Here is a 17,355-nt window from a genome sequence, read left to right on the forward strand (position 1 = left end):
CCTATTTCCGCATCAACGCGGAAAATACCGGACAGTTCGAACGCACGCTGATCGTCGCGGACAAGGGCAGCTACGTCTCCTATTTGGAGGGCTGCACCGCGCCGATGCGCGACGAAAACCAATTGCACGCTGCCGTGGTCGAACTGGTTGCGCTCGATGATGCAGAGATCAAATATTCGACCGTGCAGAACTGGTATCCCGGCGATGCCGAGGGCAAGGGCGGCATCTATAACTTCGTCACCAAACGCGCTTTGTGCCAGGGGCGCAATAGCAAGGTCAGCTGGACCCAGGTCGAAACCGGCAGCGCTGTGACCTGGAAATATCCCAGCTGCGTCTTGAACGGTGAAAACAGCGTCGGCGAATTTTATTCGGTCGCGGTGACCAACAATTACCAGCAGGCCGATACCGGCACCAAGATGATCCACAATGGCAAGGGCAGCCGCTCGACGATCATCTCCAAAGGCATCAGCGCGGGGAAGAGTAACAATACCTATCGCGGGCTGGTCCGCGTTGCCCCCAATGCGGAAGGAGTGCGCAACTTCACCCAGTGCGACAGTCTGCTCTTAGGCAGCGACTGCGGCGCCCACACCGTGCCCTATATCGAAGTCCGCAACCCTTCGGCCCAGATCGAGCATGAGGCGACGACCAGCAAGATCAGCGACGACCAGCTTTTCTACGCGATGCAACGCGGGCTGGGGCAGGAGGAAGCGGTAGCCCTCATTGTCAACGGCTTTGCCAAGGAAGTGTTGCAGCAACTGCCGATGGAATTTGCGGTTGAGGCGCAGAAGTTGTTGGGGATCAGTTTGGAAGGGAGTGTGGGATGATTGGTTTGGTAATAGCATTAGCAGCAAGTGCGTCAGGAGCGCCAAGCCAACCCGCCGTTGCTCCGTCGGCTCGTTGGGAGTTCCGGGTCTGCACTTTTCGAGCTTTGGACGTGCGGTTGCGCAAAATCTACATTTCACCCACGCATGATGGTTTGATCGAAGAGGTTTTCCAGGATTGCGCCACTGAGTTGGCTGAATTGCGGCGGGTCCAACCTGCTTCGGATGTCGAAGAGTTACTAGTGCAGCAGTCCAAACGTCTCCGCGAATATGAACAAACGTTTTATTGGGACAACATGACGGGCCGAGTTTGATGCTCCAAATAACCAACCTCCACGCCACGGTCGCGGACAAGCCGATCCTCAAGGGCCTTACCCTCTCGCTCAATGCGGGTGAAATCCACGCGATCATGGGGCCCAATGGCGCCGGCAAATCGACGCTGGGCTATGTGCTTTCGGGCCGCCCCGACTATGAAGTGACCGAGGGTTCGGTGATCTTCAACGGCGAAGACCTGCTCGCCATGGACCCGCATGAGCGCGCAGCAGCTGGCCTGTTTCTTGGCTTCCAATATCCGGTCGAAATACCCGGCGTATCCAACGTCCAGTTCCTGCGCGAGGCATTGAACGCCCAGCGCAAGCAGCGCGGCGAAGAGCCGCTGTCGGGCGGTGAATTCCTGAAGCTGGCGCGCGCACAGGCGGATGCGATGGGCATGGATATGGAGATGCTCAAGCGCCCGGTGAATGTCGGCTTTTCGGGTGGCGAGAAGAAGCGCAACGAGATGGTGCAGATGGGCATCATCGACCCCGCGCTTGCAATCTTAGACGAAACCGACAGCGGCCTTGATATCGATGCGCTGCGCGTGGTCGGCGAAGGCATCAACCGGATCATGCGCCGCCCCGACAAAGCGGTATTACTGATCACCCATTACCAGCGCCTGCTTGACTATGTGCAGCCCGATTTCGTCCACGTCCTCGCCGATGGCCGCATTACGCGCAGCGGCGGCCCGGAACTCGCGCTCGAGCTGGAGCGTGAAGGCTATAAGGAACTGGCCGCATGAGCGCCGCAGGCATTCCTTTGCTCTGCGGTCTCTGCGTGTCCTTTGCGTCTTTGCGCGAAACCTGCGACGTTTTTGTTTCGCGCAGAGACGCAGAGGAAGCAGAGACCGCGGAGGGGGTTTATGTGCAATGAGTGCGCTGCCAACACGCCGCGATGAGGAATGGCGCTATGCGCCTGCCGAGGTGCTGGCCGGGCTGAAGGCCTTGCCCGAGGCGGAGCATATCGCCGTTGCGGCAGGTACGAAGCATCCGATGTATAGATGCGTATCGACGGGAGCCGCGAGTAAGGTCGACATTCAACGTTACCAGATCGACATCGCCGAAGGCGCGCGGTGCGAGGCGTTTTTCCTGCTGACAGGTGGCGGTTACAAACGGCTCGATATCGACGTGACGCTGGCCGAAGGCGCGCATTTTGAATTGGGCGCGGTCGGCATTGGTCGCGGAGTGGAAATCACCGAAATCGTGACCCGCCTGCGCCATGTTGCGCCGGGGGCGACTTCGAACCAGGTGATGCGCGGGGTGGCGATGGATAAGGCGACGATCACGATGATCGGCCGGATCGACGTCGCCAAAGACGCACAGAAAACCGACGCTTCGCTGGGTGCGAAAGGGCTGTTGCTCGACCGCACCGCGACAATCAACGCCAAGCCCGAGCTCGAAATCTATGCCGACGATGTCAAATGCGCGCATGGCTGCGCCATCGGTCAGCTCGACGACATGGCGCTGTTCTATGCGCAGCAGCGCGGCCTGCCGATGGCAGAGGCACGCAATTTGTTGATGCAGGCTTTCGTCGCAGAAGCCTATGGCGAGATCGCCGACAGCAAATGGCGCGACCATATGATCGGCTATGCCGAGGCAGCGCTGCGGGGCACGTTCTGATGGCGATTGTCACCGAACGCGCATTGGGCCGCTGGGAAAATGAAGGCGGCGGTCTGGCGCGCGAATTGCGCGACCAATTCCCCGGTGTGCGCGACTGGCATTATCTCGATACCGCAGCGAGTGCACAAAAGCCGCAGGCTGTGCTCGATGCGATGATGCGCGCGGGTGGAGAGGATTATGCCACCGTCCACCGCGGCGTCTATGCGCGCTCGGCGAACATGACCCTGGCCTATGAGGCTGCAAGGCGGCGGGTGGCCGAATTTATCGGCGGACGAGAGGATGAAATTGTCTTCGTGCGCGGCGCAACCGAAGCGATCAATCTTGTCGCGCACAGCTTCCCCCAAAAGGGCCGCATCCTGCTCAGCCAGTTGGAGCATCACAGCAACATCGTGCCTTGGCAGCTTGCCGGATATGATATCGACGTCTGCCCGTTGACTGCGGATGGCAGGATCGACCTCGATGCGGCGGAGGCGATGCTGACCCAAGACCATGTGCTGGTTGCTTTCGCACATGTTTCCAATGTTCTGGGCTCGGTTCTCGATGCCAAGCGCGCTGACACCCTCGCGCATCAGGTTGGTGCGAAACTGTTGCTTGATGGTTGCCAGGCAGTGCCGCGTTTGCCGGTCAATGTCGCGGAACTCGGCTGCGATTTCTATGTGTTCAGCGGGCACAAGCTTTACGGCCCGACCGGGATCGGTGCGCTATGGGGGCGCAAGGAATTACTCGATGCCATGCCTCCTTATCAGGGCGGCGGTTCGATGATCGACCGGGTGACCTTCGCCAAAACCACCTACGCCCCCGCACCGACGCGGTTTGAGGCGGGCACGCCTGCGATCGTAGAGGTGATGGGCCTGCGCGCGGCGATCGATTATGTCGACGCCATCGGGCTTGATGCTATCCACGCACATGAGGCAGAATTGGTACGGCAGACGCGCGAAGCGCTGCGTTCAATCAACTCGATCACGCTGTACGGGCCGGAAGATGCGGCCGGGATTGTCTCCTTCAGCATGGAAGGGGTGCATCCGCACGACATCGGCACCATCTTGGACGAGGAAGGCGTGGCAATTCGCGCCGGCCACCATTGCGCACAGCCGCTGATGGAGCATTTGGGGCTACCCGCTACGGCGCGCGCGAGCTTCGGGATTTACAATGATGAAAGCGATGTCGCGGCCCTGGTCCGCGGTCTTGAACGGGTGAAAAGGATCTTCGGATGAGCGAAGAGCAGAAAATCTTGGTCGAAGAAGTCGACAGCGTTTCGCCGCCGCCCAAGGCGCGCGTCGAGGATACCGAAAGTCCAGTCGAAAAGCTGGAGCGCAAGAAGGATTATCTCGAAGGTTTCCTCGCGCAAAAGCCCGAGCCTGTGGCTGAGGGTGACGAGGCGCTGCAGGATGCGGTAATCGAGGCGCTCAAGGAGATTTACGATCCCGAAATCCCGGTCAACATCTACGATCTTGGCCTCATTTATGGCGTGGAGATCAATGGCGGCCATGCGTTAGTAACGATGACGCTGACAACGCCGCATTGCCCCGTTGCCGAAAGCATGCCCGGCGAAGTCGAACTGCGCGTCGGTGCTGTGCCCGGAATCGGCGATGCCGAGGTCAATTTAGTCTGGGATCCGCCATGGGGACCGGACAAGATGACCGATGAGGCGCGTCTCGAACTGGGGATGCTGTGATGAATACTGAAACCAAAACCCGTCGCCCGCTGCCCGCCGCCGTCACGCTGACGCCTGCAGCCGAGGAACGCGTTGCCGAGCTGATGCGCAATGCGCCCGAAGGGACCATCGGTGTCAAGCTGTCGACCCCTCGCCGCGGCTGTTCGGGGTTGGCCTATTCGGTCGACTATGTCAGCGAAGCGGTGCCTTTTGACGAACGCATTGAAACCCCCGGCGGCACCTTTTTCATCGATGGCGGCTCGGTACTGTACCTCGTCGGTTCGACAATGGACTGGCAGGAGGATGAATTCACCGCCGGTTTCGTGTTCAACAACCCCAATGCCACCGGCAGTTGCGGTTGCGGCGAAAGCTTTACCGTGTGATCAGAATTTGCGGTTGAAACGAAGCGCCAGCCCGAGGTCGTCGGGCGCGTTCTCGATATGCCCCGGTTCGGTCCGCCAGAATGCATTGGCCGACAGATAGCCACCTGCGAATGATGTCGCATAGGCCGCTTCGATATCGCGTTCGCGTCCTGTCGGCGCCAGCGAGACAAACTGCCGCCCGAAGCTCGCCTGCAGCGTTGAATAATCATAGCCCACCGGCAGTGTCAGGTTCAGGCCGCCACCGCGCACGCGAAGCGGCTGGGCGAAGCGCAGCGAGAGGCTGTCGCGCAACGAAAACAGGCCAAATCGGGAGAGGTCGGCGGACCAGGCATCGCTTTCGAGCCAATCCGCGGAATCGCGCAATCCAGAGGCCGCGATCCGCGTCCAGCCACGGCGGTAATTCGCGTCAACGCGCCACGCGAAACCCAGCGCCAATGACGAACCGGCATCGGCAAACCAGCTGCGCGCGCCGGTTTCACCGGTCCACATATTGGTGCCACCACCCAATATGGTCTCGCGTTCATCGAGCATTGTGCCTGACAGCTTTAAGCGCAAAGCACCCACTTCGCGATCAAGCCCGACATAAGCGAGCCGATAACCATAGCCGCGATAGCGGCTGCGCAGCGGATCGCCTGCATATTCCTTCCACAGGCGGACATCGCCGCCTTCACCCGCGACGGTCATTCCAAAGCTGGCGACTTGCTGGCGATAGGCAAAGGCTGAGGAGGGCTGACTGAAAAAGCCAAACGATTCCTGTGCTGCATCGGCGGCAACGAAGCTGGCCGCGCGGTCGACGGCCATCTGGTCGATCAAGGCACCGCTGCTTCTGGCAATGCCAAGCGCGACATGCCGGTCGCTGCCCAGCTTGGCGATCACCGAACCGGCAATCGCGCGCGCCTGCGATCGTTCACGCGGGGACAGGTCTAACCGGTCGGGCCCCACCCCGTCGCGGCGATTAGCCACTGAAAGTATAACTGCCAGATTCTCATTGGCAGCTATGCGTGTATCGGTTCCCATGTTGAGTGCGGGTGCGAGCTTGGGCGCTGATTTGGCGGCGAGCAGTGTGCCACTGAAATCGGCGCGGAACGCGCGTCCATAGCTGTCGAGGATGACGGATTGCGGGCCTTGGCCGTCGCCGGCATCACCCATCGGTCCACCCAGTGTAGCCGTTGCAGCGGTTGGCACGGGTATTGGGGTCCCGGCGATTGACTGTTGGCCCTGTGGCTGAAAGGCGCGCGCAAGATTCAATTCACCCCGGCCATAAATGGCATCTGTTCCGGCTGCGCCTAAATCGGTTGTCGTAGAAAGCAACAGGTCGACGATCTGTCGGCCGGTCAGATTGGGGAAGGCTTGTGCGAGCAGAGCCACCGCCCCTGAAACAATTGGAGCGGAAAAACTGGTGCCGCTCCACAGGAACTGTGCCCCTGTCTCGTCTGGCGCGCGCACACGAACGCCCAGCGCGGTAATATAATAATTTTGGCCAGTGCCCGCACGATTGGAGAATGTCGAGATTTGCTGGTTCGGGTCCGTGGCCCCTGCGATGAGGATTTGGCCCCGCGCTATCGGATCAAGAGCGGTCAGCGCCATAGGGTCAGGATTGACTGCGTTTGCCGGGTCAGTGTCATATTCGTTGCCGGCCGAAATTACGATGACTATGCCAGCGGCCGTGGCGCGATCGACGGCTGCGCGCAGGTTCGAATTCATCGGCGAACCGCCGAGTGACATATTGATCACCCGAGCGCCGACGGACACGGCACGGTCCACAGCCCGTGCCATATCATTGTCGTTATGCGTGCATCCCTCATCGGGATTGGCGTTGGCGCATGTTCCTGGGGTGTCAGTGCGAAGCACAAGTAAGGTTGCACCAAAGGCAACGCCATGGGCATTGAGGTCGTTCTTTGCGCCGAGCAGGATTGAAGATACTGCTGAACCGTGTCCACCTTCATCCTGAAGGCCTCGTGTTCCCGCAAAATCTCCTGATTGCGGATGAATCTTGCCGGAAAATTCAGGACTGTCGATATCGATACCACTGTCGACCACACCGGCGATGACGCCTGCCCCGGTGGCCCCGGCATTATAGGCCGCAATGGCCTGTGCCTGCACCGCACCATTTGATCGTTGGTACTCAGCTGTGTCGAAATTCGATGTCGGTGGCGGCGGTGGTGGCGGGGGTGGAGGTGTTATTACAGGCGGGGGGGGCGGTGTCGAACTAATGCCACCGCCGCTTCCACCTCCACTTCCGCAAGCAGAAACCGAGAGTGCAAAAATAATAGATGAGCCAACCGCGATGTTGCGACCTTTGCCTGTGTTGGCCATTTCATTCCCCAAACTATAACCTACGATATTACTTCGGACTCGCTTGCGCCAGCCTTACCACAGATGAACCTTGCGAGATTTGATACCTGTAGTTAACGGGGCGGCGATGTCTCCCGCGACCCATCCCGACTTCGGCCATGTCGATACCTGGATATTCGATCTGGATCTGACGCTTTACGCGCCGGAGCATAATATCATGGAGCAGGTGCGCAATCGGATTGCGGCTTATGTCGAAGATTATTTCAAGGTCGACGGTGAACGCGCGCACAAGATCCGGTACGATTATTGGCGCAAATATGGAACGACGCTGGGCGGGCTGATGGCCGAACATGGCGTCGATCCGCACGGCTATCTGGATTTCGTCCATGATGTCGATATGTCGCTGCTGCAGCCCTGCGAACGGTTGCGGGCGGGGATAGAGACATTGCCGGGCCGAAAGCTGATCTTCACCAATGCGGATGCGCCTTATGCGCAACGCGTGCTCGTGGCGCGCGGCCTGGACGGGGTTTTTGAAGATATTTTCGACATTCACCGGATGGAGCACAAGCCGAAACCGGCGACGGATAGTTATGATGCGCTTTGCACGCAGTTGGGTATCGAGCCGACGTCAGCATTGTTTGTCGAAGACTCGGCGCATAATCTGGAACCAGCCAAATCGCTGGGCATGACGACTATTTGGGTTAATCATAACGGCGACGCCGAATCCGCCGATGCGCGCCCGCACTATGTCGACCATGAAATAGCAGATGTGGCCAGCTGGCTGGCTGGAGAAAAGGAATTGAAATGACCGAAGCACTGCAAATGACAATCGAAAAGGCCTGGGAAGAGCGCGATGGCATCACCATCGGCACCGGTGGTGAAGTGCGTGCGGCAGTCGTTGAGGCACTCAATCTGCTCGATAGTGGGCAGCGTCGCGTGGCGGAAAAGGTCGATGGCAATTGGCAGGTCAACCAATGGCTGAAGAAAGCCGTCCTCCTGTCCTTTCGTCTCAACGATATGGAGACCATTCCGGGCGGCCCCGGCGGATCACACTGGTGGGACAAGGTGCCGTCCAAATTTGCGGGTTGGGGTGAAAACCGCTTTCGCGACGCCGGTTTCCGCGCCGTTCCGGGCAGCATCGTCCGTCACAGCGCGCATATCGGCAAGGGCGTGGTGCTGATGCCCAGCTTTGTGAATCTGGGTGCCTATGTCGATGAAAACAGCATGGTCGACACCTGGGCAACCGTGGGCAGCTGCGCGCAAATCGGCAAAAATGTGCACCTGTCGGGTGGCGTCGGCATAGGCGGCGTGTTGGAGCCGCTGCAGGCAGGCCCGGTGATTATCGAAGATGATTGCTTCATCGGGGCGCGTTCGGAAGTCGTCGAAGGCGTTATCGTCGAGCAAGGCGCAGTGCTGGCTATGGGTGTATTCCTGTCCTCGACCACCAAGATTATCGACCGCGCAACCGGCGAAGTCTTTGTTGGCCGTGTGCCGTCTTATTCGGTGGTGGTCCCTGGCGCGCTGCCCGGCAAGCCGCTTCCCGACGGCTCTCCTGGCCCAAGCCTTGCCTGCGCCGTGATCGTCAAACGGGTCGATGCCCAAACCCGTTCGAAAACAGCGATTAACGAGCTGCTGCGCGACTGACTGCGTTTATATTTCGACGAACTGCATCCGGTTTCGCTTGCAATAAAAGAGCGAATCGCTCTAATTTGCTCCTGCGGACCGGGCCCCTCTGGCGCTCGCTTCTTCGGAAGGAACGTGATGTCGGCCGCATCGGATCTCCGGTGCTTGGGTTTGCGGTCCCTGTTTCCCCCGAATGCCCCTTCCCGACGCCGGAGCTCCGATTGAACACCCATTGTTCAAGAGGAGAAAGACATGTCGGAACGTACATTCCGCCTGATGCAATATCACCAGAAGCTCGATGAAGAGCTGCGCGCGGAAATGCGCAGCAACTGGCCAAGTTTTACCCGAATCCAGCGGCTGAAGCGTATGAAGCTCGCCGTAAAGGATAAGTTGCAGACGCTGGTGGCCAAGGGTCGCAAGTCCCCCAAACCAGCCTGATCTCAGACTGGCTGCGCTCGTCGCCCTCTCCCAAATTTGGCCCAAAGCCGAACGACGAGCGCAGCCAGCAACAGCGCAGTGGCGAATGGGATAAGCCAACGCGCCGCCAAGGTCTAAGTTCAGTTCTGCCCGGGCTTCAGCAGATCAAGCACAGCGGCCGTCATCGCCTCGACGCCCAGACGCACCGACGGTTCGGGATCAATCTTGAACAGCGGCGAGTGATGTCCGGCAACTGGTGGGCCGCCATTTTTTGCAGCCTTGATCCATTCGGGATTGGTGCCACCAACGCCGAAATAATAGCCCGGAATGCCAAAGGAAGGATCGACAAAGAAGGCGAAGTCTTCGGCACCCATATTGGTCTGACGGAAGGGGACGACAACATCCTTGCCAAGCGCGTCACCAATCGCCGTATTCAGGCGGCGGGCGAGCGCGGCATCGTTCACAGTCACCGGCGTAGTCTCGGTAACCTTGACGATGGGCAGTTTATCTTCGGGCAGGCCATGGGCGCGGCCGATGCCGACAGCGACGCGCTCGATAGAAGCAATCAACTGGTCGCGTACTTCCTGGCTGTTGGCACGCACGGTGACCTGCAAGTCAGCATGTTCGGAAATGATGTTGTGCTTTTGCCCCGCATGGAAGGCACCGACCGTGATCACGCCGGGTTCCAGTGGGCCCTTTTCGCGGCTGATGATCGATTGCAGACCAACCACGATTTGTGATGCAATATAGACCGGATCGCGGCCGAGGTGCGGTGCCGCGCCGTGCGTTGCGATGCCGGGAACGCGAATGTCGACGCTGTCGGCAGACGAATATTGGATACCTTCCGATGCGGCTATCTTGCCTGTTTCCAGTTCGGCGGCCACGTGGAAAGCCAGCGCATAATTGGGCTTCGGGAAGCGGGTGTAGAGTCCGTCCTTGACCATGGCGTTTGCACCACCGACACGTTCTTCGGCCGGCTGCACGATGAACAGCACGGTGCCCTTCCAGCGATCTTTCATCCGCGCCAGTTGGCGAGCCGTGCCGACAAGCGAAGTGATGTGTACATCATGGCCGCAGGCGTGCATGACTGGCATTTCAAGCCCATCGACACCAACCTGACGCACGGTTGAGGCATTGGCATAGCCAGACCGTTCCTGCACCGGCAACCCGTCCATATCGGCGCGAACCAGAACGACAGGACCGTCGCCATTTTTGAGAACGCCGACCACACCGGTTTGCCCGACCTTTTCAGTTACCACCATGCCGGGGATCGCGCGCAACTCCTGCGCCATCCGCGCCGCAGTCTTGAACTCGCGGAAGGACAGTTCGGGGTTGCGATGGAAATGATCCCAAAGCGCGCCTAATGATTTGTCATAATCCGCTTTAACATCGCCCGCATAATCGGGCTTTGCCGCCGCCGGTGTCGCGATCACGGCTAGTGCCGCAGAAGCGGTGAGCAAGAATCGTCCGATGTTCATGATTTCCTCCCTGTTTCCGCGAAGACTATCACGGACAGGTTTCAAGGCAATGGCCGATAGGCGTTTCTGCGGGGACCATGGTTACATATTGGGCGAAGCCTTTCCGGGTTTCCGGATTGACCCACAGTCCAGCCCGCAAAGCATAAGCTTCGCCGACATGGCCGATCCAGGTTGATCCCCGGCCATCGGTGTGAATGTGCACGCCTAAGCCATAGGCCTGGAAATAGCCGCGGTCTGTATCGCCATTGATGCCATTATACCGCCACTGCATTTTGGTCATTTCGGCGAACGCTTTTTCAGACAGCAAGGGCCGTCCACCGTTTAGCAGCAATTGGCCGATTTTTGCGAGATCCTGCGCGGAGATCCGAAGCCCACCTTGCGGGCTGAAAGATGATCCGTTCCTGCCGATTTTATACCGCGCCAAATCACAATTGCCGCTGCTCGCCGGGAGCACAGGGCAGGGATCGGCACCGCTTATCGCTGCATCGCGAGCGAGATCGCCGTTGCTGCGCAACAAAGTCACGGCTTCCGCGCGCCGACCTGGGCTGCATCCTGCACCCCAGTTGAAACAGCCGTCGATCCGCAACGGCTGCAGCACTTTTTTCGCTACGATCCGGTCGAAACGCTCTCGAGTCACCGCCTCAATCGTCGCTGCGATGACCGGCGAGTTGAGGTTTGCATAGCTGAAATAGTCGCCAGGCTTGTAACCAGAATGCCAAATGTCCGGATTGGAAAGTATAGCTTGCAGGCTCCCGTCCAGTGGCAGCAGATAATCGATGCTATCCCTGATGCCCGACGTGTGACTCAGCAGGTGACGCAATGTCACCGGTCGGTCAGGAAATGCCGGATTGCGCACCGCGAATCCCAAATAAGCGCTTATGTCGCGGTCGAGATTGATACGCCCTTCGTCAACGAGGCGCATGACGGCGATTGCGGTTACCAGTTTTGAAATCGACGCGACCCTCACAGGGTCGTCAGCGCCGACCTTGCGACCTATTACTCCGGCCTCGCCTTCCATCTTGCGAACAGTGACAGCCTTAGTCGAAAAATCGACGCGTACCTTTGCCGGTTCGGGCAGTTTGGTTTGGGCAAAGGCAACAGATTGCCCGACTGTCAAAGCAGCGAGACCGGCAAAGAACGCCGTCGATGCTATTCGTCGCCGCGGCATTCGCCCTCATATTTGCCAGTCATCGCACCTTTAAGCTTAATTTTGCCAGCCATCGGCACTTGCACCGCGAGATCGGTGTCGAACTGGAATTCGCTGTCGCCAATTGTCCCATCAAGCTTCATCTCGGCTTTGCCCAGATCGCCCATGCCGCAAACCAGCGCCATATTGACCCGGTTTCCGGCAATATCGAATGTGTTGTAACTGCAGTCCTCGGCCCCTTCGCCTCCAAAAAAGTCCGGTCCCGGTTTGGCCGCATCCTGTTCGCTGAGGCAGGAAAGGCCCGATGCACCCTTGGCCAGCTCTGCCTTGATATTGGCTTTTTCGCCCTCGCCAAGGCGCGGCACCTCGATATCGGTGAAAGTGAAGTTCATGCGCCAACGGCCCGGCTGCATAGCGAGATAGCCGTCCCGCCGCATTTCGGCCGCGCGCTCGGTCCGCGACACCGTGCCGTCGCCGTTCACATCGGAATTATCGCTGCAACCGGCCACAAGGGCCAGCAACCCGATTACAGAAAGTCGCTTGGCTTTCTTTGTCATGGTCAGGCCGGGCAATCGCCAATCCGTTTGCCTTCGATCTTGCCCTTCATAGTGACAGCACCCATCGGTGTTCCGGAAGTCTTCTGTTCCATCGTCATTGAATAGGTTTCTGCTTCGAAGCTGCCGTCCATCTTGCTGGAGATCACCATGTCGCCTTGCGGCTTGCAGGTCATTTGAACGCTCATCTTATTGCCTGACCGGTTGAGTTGTTCAAAGCTGCAATTGGCGCTGGCATCGCCACCGAAGAAATCTGCGCCCGGATTTTCAGCCTGCTCTTTGGTCAGGCAGGATTTCACGCTCATACCGCTGCCCATGGCCTTGGTCATCTGGGCTTTTGCGGCTTCGGGCATGCCTGGCGCATCGATGCTGTCGAAGGTCATTTTGACTTCCCACATCCCCGGCTTCATTGCCATCGCGCCTCCGCTAGAAAGCTCTTTCTGCGCTTCCGCAGCGGTAACCTTGCCATCGCCATCTGTGTCGGCGCCCTTGTCCGAACAGGCCGTAATCGCAAGAACAGCGCTCGTCGCGCCCAGTACCAGGAATTTCCGCATCTGCATCCCTCCAAATAATTAGCCACCCGCAATCTGTTTGTCGCGAAACCACTGAGAAGGCAACCGTTTTGCGTTCGCTACGCTTCGTTCATGACAAGGACAGATGATAAGGCTAAGGAAGCGCGAACCATAGTCAGGGAGTTATCTCCAATATGTTGCGTAATTTCGTCTTTTTCATGATAGCTCTTTTTGCAACGGCATGGGCGAACGCCCAGGAACCGGCAGCGCCAACGCCCGCACCGGCGGCAAACGAAGCCGAAAATATCCTGCATCTCGACCTGTCGACCGGAGGTCGTGTTTCAATAAAGCTCTTCGCAGATGTTGCCCCAGCGCATGTCGATCGTATCAAAACTTTGACCCGGCAGGGTTTCTATAATGGCGTGGTTTTCCACCGCGTTATTGATGGATTCATGGCGCAGACCGGTGACCCGACTGGCACAGGAACCGGTGGCTCGCCACTGCCTGATCTAAAGGCTGAATTCAACGCCTTGCCCCATCTGCGTGGAACGGTGTCGATGGCGCGCGCCCAGAGCGAAGATAGCGCGAACAGCCAGTTCTTTATCTGTTTTCTGCCGCGCTTTGCACTTGACGGCAAATATACCGCTTTCGGGCGCGTGATTGCGGGCATGCAATATGTCGACGCGATCCAGCGTGGCGAACCGCCTGCAACGCCCGACAAGATTGTGCAGGCTTCGATCGCTGCGGACAATATCCCGCCACCTGATTTTGCAGCGCTGGCGAAGCCGACAGCGGCAGCAGAGCCGCAGATCACGCTCGACGATCTCAGCAAACCGCTGAACTGATAACCAGCGAAAGGATAGACGCGAGATGCGCGTCGACCTGTTCGATTTCGAACTTCCATCGGAGCGGATAGCGCTGCGCCCGGTATCGCCGCGCGATGCCGCGCGGATGTTATGTGTTTCGGGCGATGGAAGGCTGGAGGATGCCCATGTCCTCGACCTGTCAAAGCGCCTGCGCGCGGGCGATTGCCTCGTATTCAACGACACGAAGGTGATCCCGGCCCAGTTGGAAGGCGTACGTCGCACCTTTAAGGGCGAAGAGGCACGGATCGGCGCGACCTTGCACAAGCGTATCGATTTGCGCCGTTGGCAGGCGTTTATCCGCAACGCCAAAAGGTTGCGTGCAGGCGACCGCATCGAATTCGGTGCGGAAGTGACCGCTATCGCGCAGGAGCGGTTGGAGGATGGCAGTTTCATCCTGAACTTTGAAGGCGATGAGCCGGTCGAACTGCTGCTCGAACGCGCCGGCCAAATGCCGTTGCCGCCCTATATAGCGGGGAAGCGCCCGACCGACGCGCAGGACCGTAGCGACTATCAAACAATGTTTGCGGAAAAAGAGGGCGCCGTGGCGGCGCCAACAGCTTCGCTGCATTTCACGCCGCGGCTGATGGCAGCACTGGCGGAAGCCGGTATTGGCCATGAAACGCTGACGCTGCATGTGGGTGCGGGTACATTCCTGCCGGTGAAAGCCGAGGATACCGAAGCGCACAAGATGCACAGCGAATGGGGGCATATCGACGTTGCGACTGCGGATCGTCTGAACGCGGTACGCGCAAAAGGCGGGCGCATCATCGCTGTTGGCACCACCTCACTCCGCCTGCTCGAAAGTGCCGCTAGCGCGGACGGGTTGGTGCAGTCTTTTGAGGGCGATACGGCGATTTTCATCACCCCCGGCTATCGTTTCAAGGCAATTGACGGGCTGATGACAAACTTCCATTTGCCCAAATCGACCCTGTTCATGCTCGTCAGCGCGCTGATGGGGCTGGAGACGATGCAGGCAGCTTATGCCCATGCCATCGAAAAGGGCTATCGGTTCTACAGCTATGGGGACAGCAGCCTGTTGATCCCCTGATAGGTTAATGGCCTTTCAGCTCGTCCCCCGTCAGCCGGACGACGTGCAGCACGTTGGTTGAACCCGGTGTCCCGAAGGGCACGCCCGCCATCATGATCAGCCGCGCTCCAGCGCTACCGAGGTGATAGCGCAGCGCCATGCGTTTCCCTTTGGCGACCATTTCCTCGAAACTGCCGATATCCTTGGTGGTGACGGCAAAGGCACCCCATAACAGGCCCAGCCGGCGTGCGGTCGCTTTAGACGCAGTCAGCACCAGAACCGGCACAGCGGGCCGCTCGCGCGAGATGCGACGTGCGGTGGATCCGGACGATGTGAAGCAGACAATCGCACTGGTTTCGACTGTATCGGCGATCCGCCCGCTCGCCTCGGCCAGCGCGTCGGCGGTGGTGGCATCGGCGGGGGTTTCGGTAAAGTGGATTCGCTTGAAGAAGTCGGGGTCGCTTTCAACCTGCTGGGCAATCCGGTCCATGATCGACACGGCCTCAATCGGCCATGCGCCCGCTGCTGTTTCGGCCGAGAGCATTACGGCGTCAGCACCGTCGTAAATCGCGGTCGCGACGTCCGAAACTTCGGCGCGAGTTGGCGTCGGGGCGACGATCATCGATTCGAGCATCTGCGTTGCCACCACCACAGGCTTGCCCATCTGGCGCGCGGTCGAAACGATTTTCTTTTGCAGCGGTGGAACCTGTTCGGGCGGCAGTTCAACGCCCAAATCGCCACGTGCCACCATGACGCCGTCGGCCAGTTCAAGGATTTCCTCGAGCCGGTGGATGGCCGCGGGCTTTTCGATCTTGGCGAGCAAGGCCGCTTTGCCTCCGATCAGCTTTTTGCCCTCGGCCACGTCTTCTGGTCGCTGGACGAACGACATCGCGACCCAATCGACGCCCTGCTCCAATGCAAAGGCCAGATCCGAACGGTCCTTGTCAGTCAGTGCGGCAATGGGGACGACAACATCGGGTACGTTAAGCCCTTTGCGGTCGGAGAGCATTCCGCCAACCTCGACACTGGTATCGATATGGTCGGGGCTGATGTCGGTAACCCGCAACACCACTTTGCCGTCGTCGAGCAACAGACGGGTATCGATTTCGAGCGCGGCGAAGATTTCCGGATGCGGCAAATGGACGCGCGTCGCGTCTCCCACTTTTTTGTTGGTGTCGAGCCGGAAGGGTTCGCCAGTCTTGAGCTCTACCTTGCCACCTGCAAATGTGCCGACGCGCAGCTTTGGCCCCTGAAGGTCAACGAGGATCGTCGTCGGACGGTTGTAGGCTTTTTCCAGCGCGCGGATATTGGCGATCAGCTGGGTTTTATCGGCCTGTTCGCCATGGCTCATATTGACGCGGAAGGCATCGGCGCCTGCGCGGAACAGTTTCTCAATCATTTCCGGCGTGTCGCTCGCCGGGCCCAGCGTGGCGAGAATGCGGACCTTGCGCATGCGCGGCTTGTGATATTGCATCTGGGAAGGCTCTTTCGCGCTCTGGATTTTGTCTCTCTTGCCTCCCATAACGGGGAGGAACGGGAACGGGAAGGGAGCATAGCTATGCAAATCAGTGATCAGGCGGCAGCAACGGCGTTTCGGCGGCTGGTGGCACATCTCCAGCACCGCCACGATGCGGAGAATATCGAGCTGATGGGTCTCGCCGGATTCTGCCGCAATTGCCTCGCCGACTGGGTGATGGAAGCGCAGCCAGAGCTTTCGAAGGAGGAAGCACGCTCCCTGATTCATGGCATGCCACCTGCTGAATGGAAGGCGAAATATCAGACGGAGGCCACACCCGAACAGTTGCAGCGGATGCAGGAAAGCATGGCCAAGAATGCACCAAGCCATTAAGCGAGGCGCTTTCTGATTCGGGCCATGTCTGGCCCACAACCAACCGGAGAATATCATGTCTGAAGGCAATATCGCCGCCGACCAGTTGCGCCTTTTTATCGAACGCATCGAGCGTCTGGAAGAAGAGAAAAAGGGCATCGCCGACGATATCCGTGACGTTTACAGCGAAGCGAAGAGCCAGGGCTATGATACCAAGATCATGCGCCAGATCGTCCGCCTTCGCAAAATGGAAACCCATGATCGTCAGGAAATGGAGGCCATTTTGGAGACTTACAAATCGGCGCTTGGATTGGCATAAAGGCGCATTCCATAGGAGGAGTCTCCCCATGCTAATGACCACAACAGCCACCGTCGAAGGCCGCCCGGTCGCCCAATATCTGGGTGTCGTTACCGGCGAAGTCATTGTCGGCGCCAATATCTTCAAGGACCTGTTTGCCAGCGTACGCGATATTGTTGGCGGCCGTTCCGGGGCTTACGAAAACTCCCTCCGCGAAGCCCGCGAAACCGCGCTCAAAGAGCTGGCCGACGAAGCCCGCACCTTGGGTGCCGACGGTGTGATCGGTATCGACCTCGATTATGAGGTGCTCGGCCAGCAGGGCTCGATGCTGATGGTCAGCGCTTCGGGCACAGCGGTAAAGCTGGGATAAGCTTCGCGGCTTGCCGAAGGCGCGTTTCCTGATGTAAGGGCGCGCCTTCAAATCACCTTCAGCCGAAAAGAAGAGAGCCATGGCAGGCCATAGCAAATTCAAGAACATCATGCACCGCAAGGGCGCGCAGGATAAGAAGCGCTCGGCG

The 17,355-nt window shown here is 58.9% G+C and carries 21 protein-coding genes; 15 read left to right on the top strand and 6 right to left on the bottom strand.

Annotated features, from left to right (window positions below; translation table 11 throughout):
• The 7 genes from sufB to PKC81_RS12815 form a co-directional block, all read left to right on the top strand.
• The coding region (gene sufB / locus PKC81_RS12785; RefSeq protein ID WP_324336696.1) for a Fe-S cluster assembly protein SufB at positions 1-824 on the top strand (824 nt) is incomplete at its 5' end.
• Positions 821-1,135, top strand: a complete 315-nt coding sequence (locus tag PKC81_RS12790; RefSeq protein WP_324336698.1) for a hypothetical protein — start codon at positions 821-823, stop codon at positions 1,133-1,135. The genes sufB and PKC81_RS12790, both read left to right, overlap by 4 nt.
• Positions 1,135-1,878, top strand: coding sequence for a Fe-S cluster assembly ATPase SufC (sufC, locus tag PKC81_RS12795; protein ID WP_324336700.1), 744 nt, complete (start codon positions 1,135-1,137; stop codon positions 1,876-1,878). Before PKC81_RS12790 ends, sufC begins: the two co-directional genes overlap by 1 nt.
• A 127-nt stretch (positions 1,879-2,005) precedes the next feature.
• Positions 2,006-2,755 (top strand): SufD family Fe-S cluster assembly protein, encoded by a 750-nt coding sequence (locus tag PKC81_RS12800; protein ID WP_324336701.1) that lies wholly within the window; start codon positions 2,006-2,008, stop codon positions 2,753-2,755.
• Positions 2,755-3,969, top strand: a complete 1,215-nt coding sequence (locus tag PKC81_RS12805; protein ID WP_324336703.1) for a cysteine desulfurase — start codon at positions 2,755-2,757, stop codon at positions 3,967-3,969. The genes PKC81_RS12800 and PKC81_RS12805 overlap by 1 nt, the downstream gene beginning before the upstream one ends.
• The gene (locus tag PKC81_RS12810; protein ID WP_324336705.1) at positions 3,966-4,430 is read left to right on the top strand and encodes an SUF system Fe-S cluster assembly protein; all 465 of its coding nucleotides are present in this window, start codon (positions 3,966-3,968) and stop codon (positions 4,428-4,430) included. Before PKC81_RS12805 ends, PKC81_RS12810 begins: the two co-directional genes overlap by 4 nt.
• Positions 4,430-4,792, top strand: coding sequence for an iron-sulfur cluster assembly accessory protein (locus PKC81_RS12815; RefSeq protein ID WP_324336707.1), 363 nt, complete (start codon positions 4,430-4,432; stop codon positions 4,790-4,792). Before PKC81_RS12810 ends, PKC81_RS12815 begins: the two co-directional genes overlap by 1 nt.
• On the opposite strand, the gene PKC81_RS12820 is transcribed toward PKC81_RS12815, so the two are convergent.
• Complete coding sequence (locus PKC81_RS12820) at positions 4,793-6,895, bottom strand: S8 family peptidase (protein WP_324336709.1); 2,103 nt, start codon at positions 6,893-6,895, stop codon at positions 4,793-4,795. It lies immediately after the preceding gene.
• Positions 6,896-7,214: 319 nt separating this feature from the next.
• On the opposite strand from PKC81_RS12820, the gene PKC81_RS12825 reads away from it, so the two are divergent.
• The 3 genes from PKC81_RS12825 to PKC81_RS12835 all read left to right on the top strand — a co-directional run bounded on the left by PKC81_RS12825 (position 7,215) and on the right by PKC81_RS12835 (position 9,148).
• On the top strand, positions 7,215-7,895 hold the full coding sequence (locus PKC81_RS12825; RefSeq protein WP_324336711.1) for a pyrimidine 5'-nucleotidase: 681 nt from the start codon (positions 7,215-7,217) through the stop codon (positions 7,893-7,895).
• Positions 7,892-8,731 (top strand): 2,3,4,5-tetrahydropyridine-2,6-dicarboxylate N-succinyltransferase, encoded by an 840-nt coding sequence (dapD, locus tag PKC81_RS12830; RefSeq protein WP_324336713.1) that lies wholly within the window; start codon positions 7,892-7,894, stop codon positions 8,729-8,731. The genes PKC81_RS12825 and dapD overlap by 4 nt, the downstream gene beginning before the upstream one ends.
• Positions 8,732-8,962: 231 nt before the next feature.
• Positions 8,963-9,148: a DUF465 domain-containing protein gene (locus PKC81_RS12835; protein ID WP_324336715.1), complete on the top strand. Its 186-nt coding sequence runs from the start codon at positions 8,963-8,965 to the stop codon at positions 9,146-9,148.
• 119 nt (positions 9,149-9,267) lie between these two features.
• On the opposite strand, the gene PKC81_RS12840 is transcribed toward PKC81_RS12835, so the two are convergent.
• Genes PKC81_RS12840 through PKC81_RS12855 form a run of 4 tightly spaced genes read right to left on the bottom strand, consistent with a single transcriptional unit; the run spans position 9,268 to position 12,860 of the window.
• Complete coding sequence (locus PKC81_RS12840) at positions 9,268-10,605, bottom strand: amidohydrolase (protein ID WP_324336717.1); 1,338 nt, start codon at positions 10,603-10,605, stop codon at positions 9,268-9,270.
• 28 nt (positions 10,606-10,633) lie between these two features.
• The gene (locus tag PKC81_RS12845; RefSeq protein ID WP_324336719.1) at positions 10,634-11,773 is read right to left on the bottom strand and encodes a serine hydrolase domain-containing protein; all 1,140 of its coding nucleotides are present in this window, start codon (positions 11,771-11,773) and stop codon (positions 10,634-10,636) included.
• Positions 11,755-12,309 carry a DUF3617 domain-containing protein gene (locus tag PKC81_RS12850; RefSeq protein ID WP_324336721.1) on the bottom strand — a complete coding sequence of 185 codons (555 nt, stop codon included), beginning with the start codon at positions 12,307-12,309 and terminating at the stop codon, positions 11,755-11,757. Before PKC81_RS12850 ends, PKC81_RS12845 begins: the two co-directional genes overlap by 19 nt.
• 2 nt (positions 12,310-12,311) lie before the next feature.
• Entirely contained in the window at positions 12,312-12,860 is a 549-nt protein-coding gene (locus tag PKC81_RS12855; protein WP_324336723.1) for a DUF3617 domain-containing protein, read from the bottom strand.
• A gap of 152 nt (positions 12,861-13,012) precedes the next feature.
• On the opposite strand from PKC81_RS12855, the gene PKC81_RS12860 reads away from it, so the two are divergent.
• Positions 13,013-13,663, top strand: coding sequence for a peptidylprolyl isomerase (locus tag PKC81_RS12860; RefSeq protein ID WP_324336725.1), 651 nt, complete (start codon positions 13,013-13,015; stop codon positions 13,661-13,663).
• A gap of 25 nt (positions 13,664-13,688) precedes the next feature.
• Complete coding sequence (gene queA / locus PKC81_RS12865) at positions 13,689-14,732, top strand: tRNA preQ1(34) S-adenosylmethionine ribosyltransferase-isomerase QueA (protein ID WP_324336727.1); 1,044 nt, start codon at positions 13,689-13,691, stop codon at positions 14,730-14,732.
• Between the two features lie 4 nt (positions 14,733-14,736).
• Here queA and pyk read toward each other — a convergent pair whose 3' ends face one another.
• Positions 14,737-16,185: a pyruvate kinase gene (gene pyk, locus PKC81_RS12870; protein WP_324336729.1), complete on the bottom strand. Its 1,449-nt coding sequence runs from the start codon at positions 16,183-16,185 to the stop codon at positions 14,737-14,739.
• 84 nt (positions 16,186-16,269) lie between these two features.
• Between pyk and PKC81_RS12875 the strand changes: the two genes are divergently transcribed.
• Genes PKC81_RS12875 through PKC81_RS12885 form a run of 3 tightly spaced genes read left to right on the top strand, consistent with a single transcriptional unit; the run spans position 16,270 to position 17,207 of the window.
• Positions 16,270-16,560, top strand: coding sequence for a DUF1244 domain-containing protein (locus tag PKC81_RS12875; RefSeq protein WP_324336731.1), 291 nt, complete (start codon positions 16,270-16,272; stop codon positions 16,558-16,560).
• Between the two features lie 55 nt (positions 16,561-16,615).
• Positions 16,616-16,858, top strand: a complete 243-nt coding sequence (locus PKC81_RS12880; RefSeq protein ID WP_115549962.1) for a DUF2312 domain-containing protein — start codon at positions 16,616-16,618, stop codon at positions 16,856-16,858.
• 28 nt (positions 16,859-16,886) lie between these two features.
• Positions 16,887-17,207 carry a heavy metal-binding domain-containing protein gene (locus PKC81_RS12885; RefSeq protein ID WP_324336734.1) on the top strand — a complete coding sequence of 107 codons (321 nt, stop codon included), beginning with the start codon at positions 16,887-16,889 and terminating at the stop codon, positions 17,205-17,207.
• The last annotated feature ends 148 nt before the right edge of the window (positions 17,208-17,355 follow it).

It is taken from the genome of Sphingorhabdus sp., assembly GCF_035329025.1.
In the GTDB taxonomy this organism is placed as follows: Bacteria; Pseudomonadota; Alphaproteobacteria; order Sphingomonadales; family Sphingomonadaceae; genus Sphingorhabdus_B.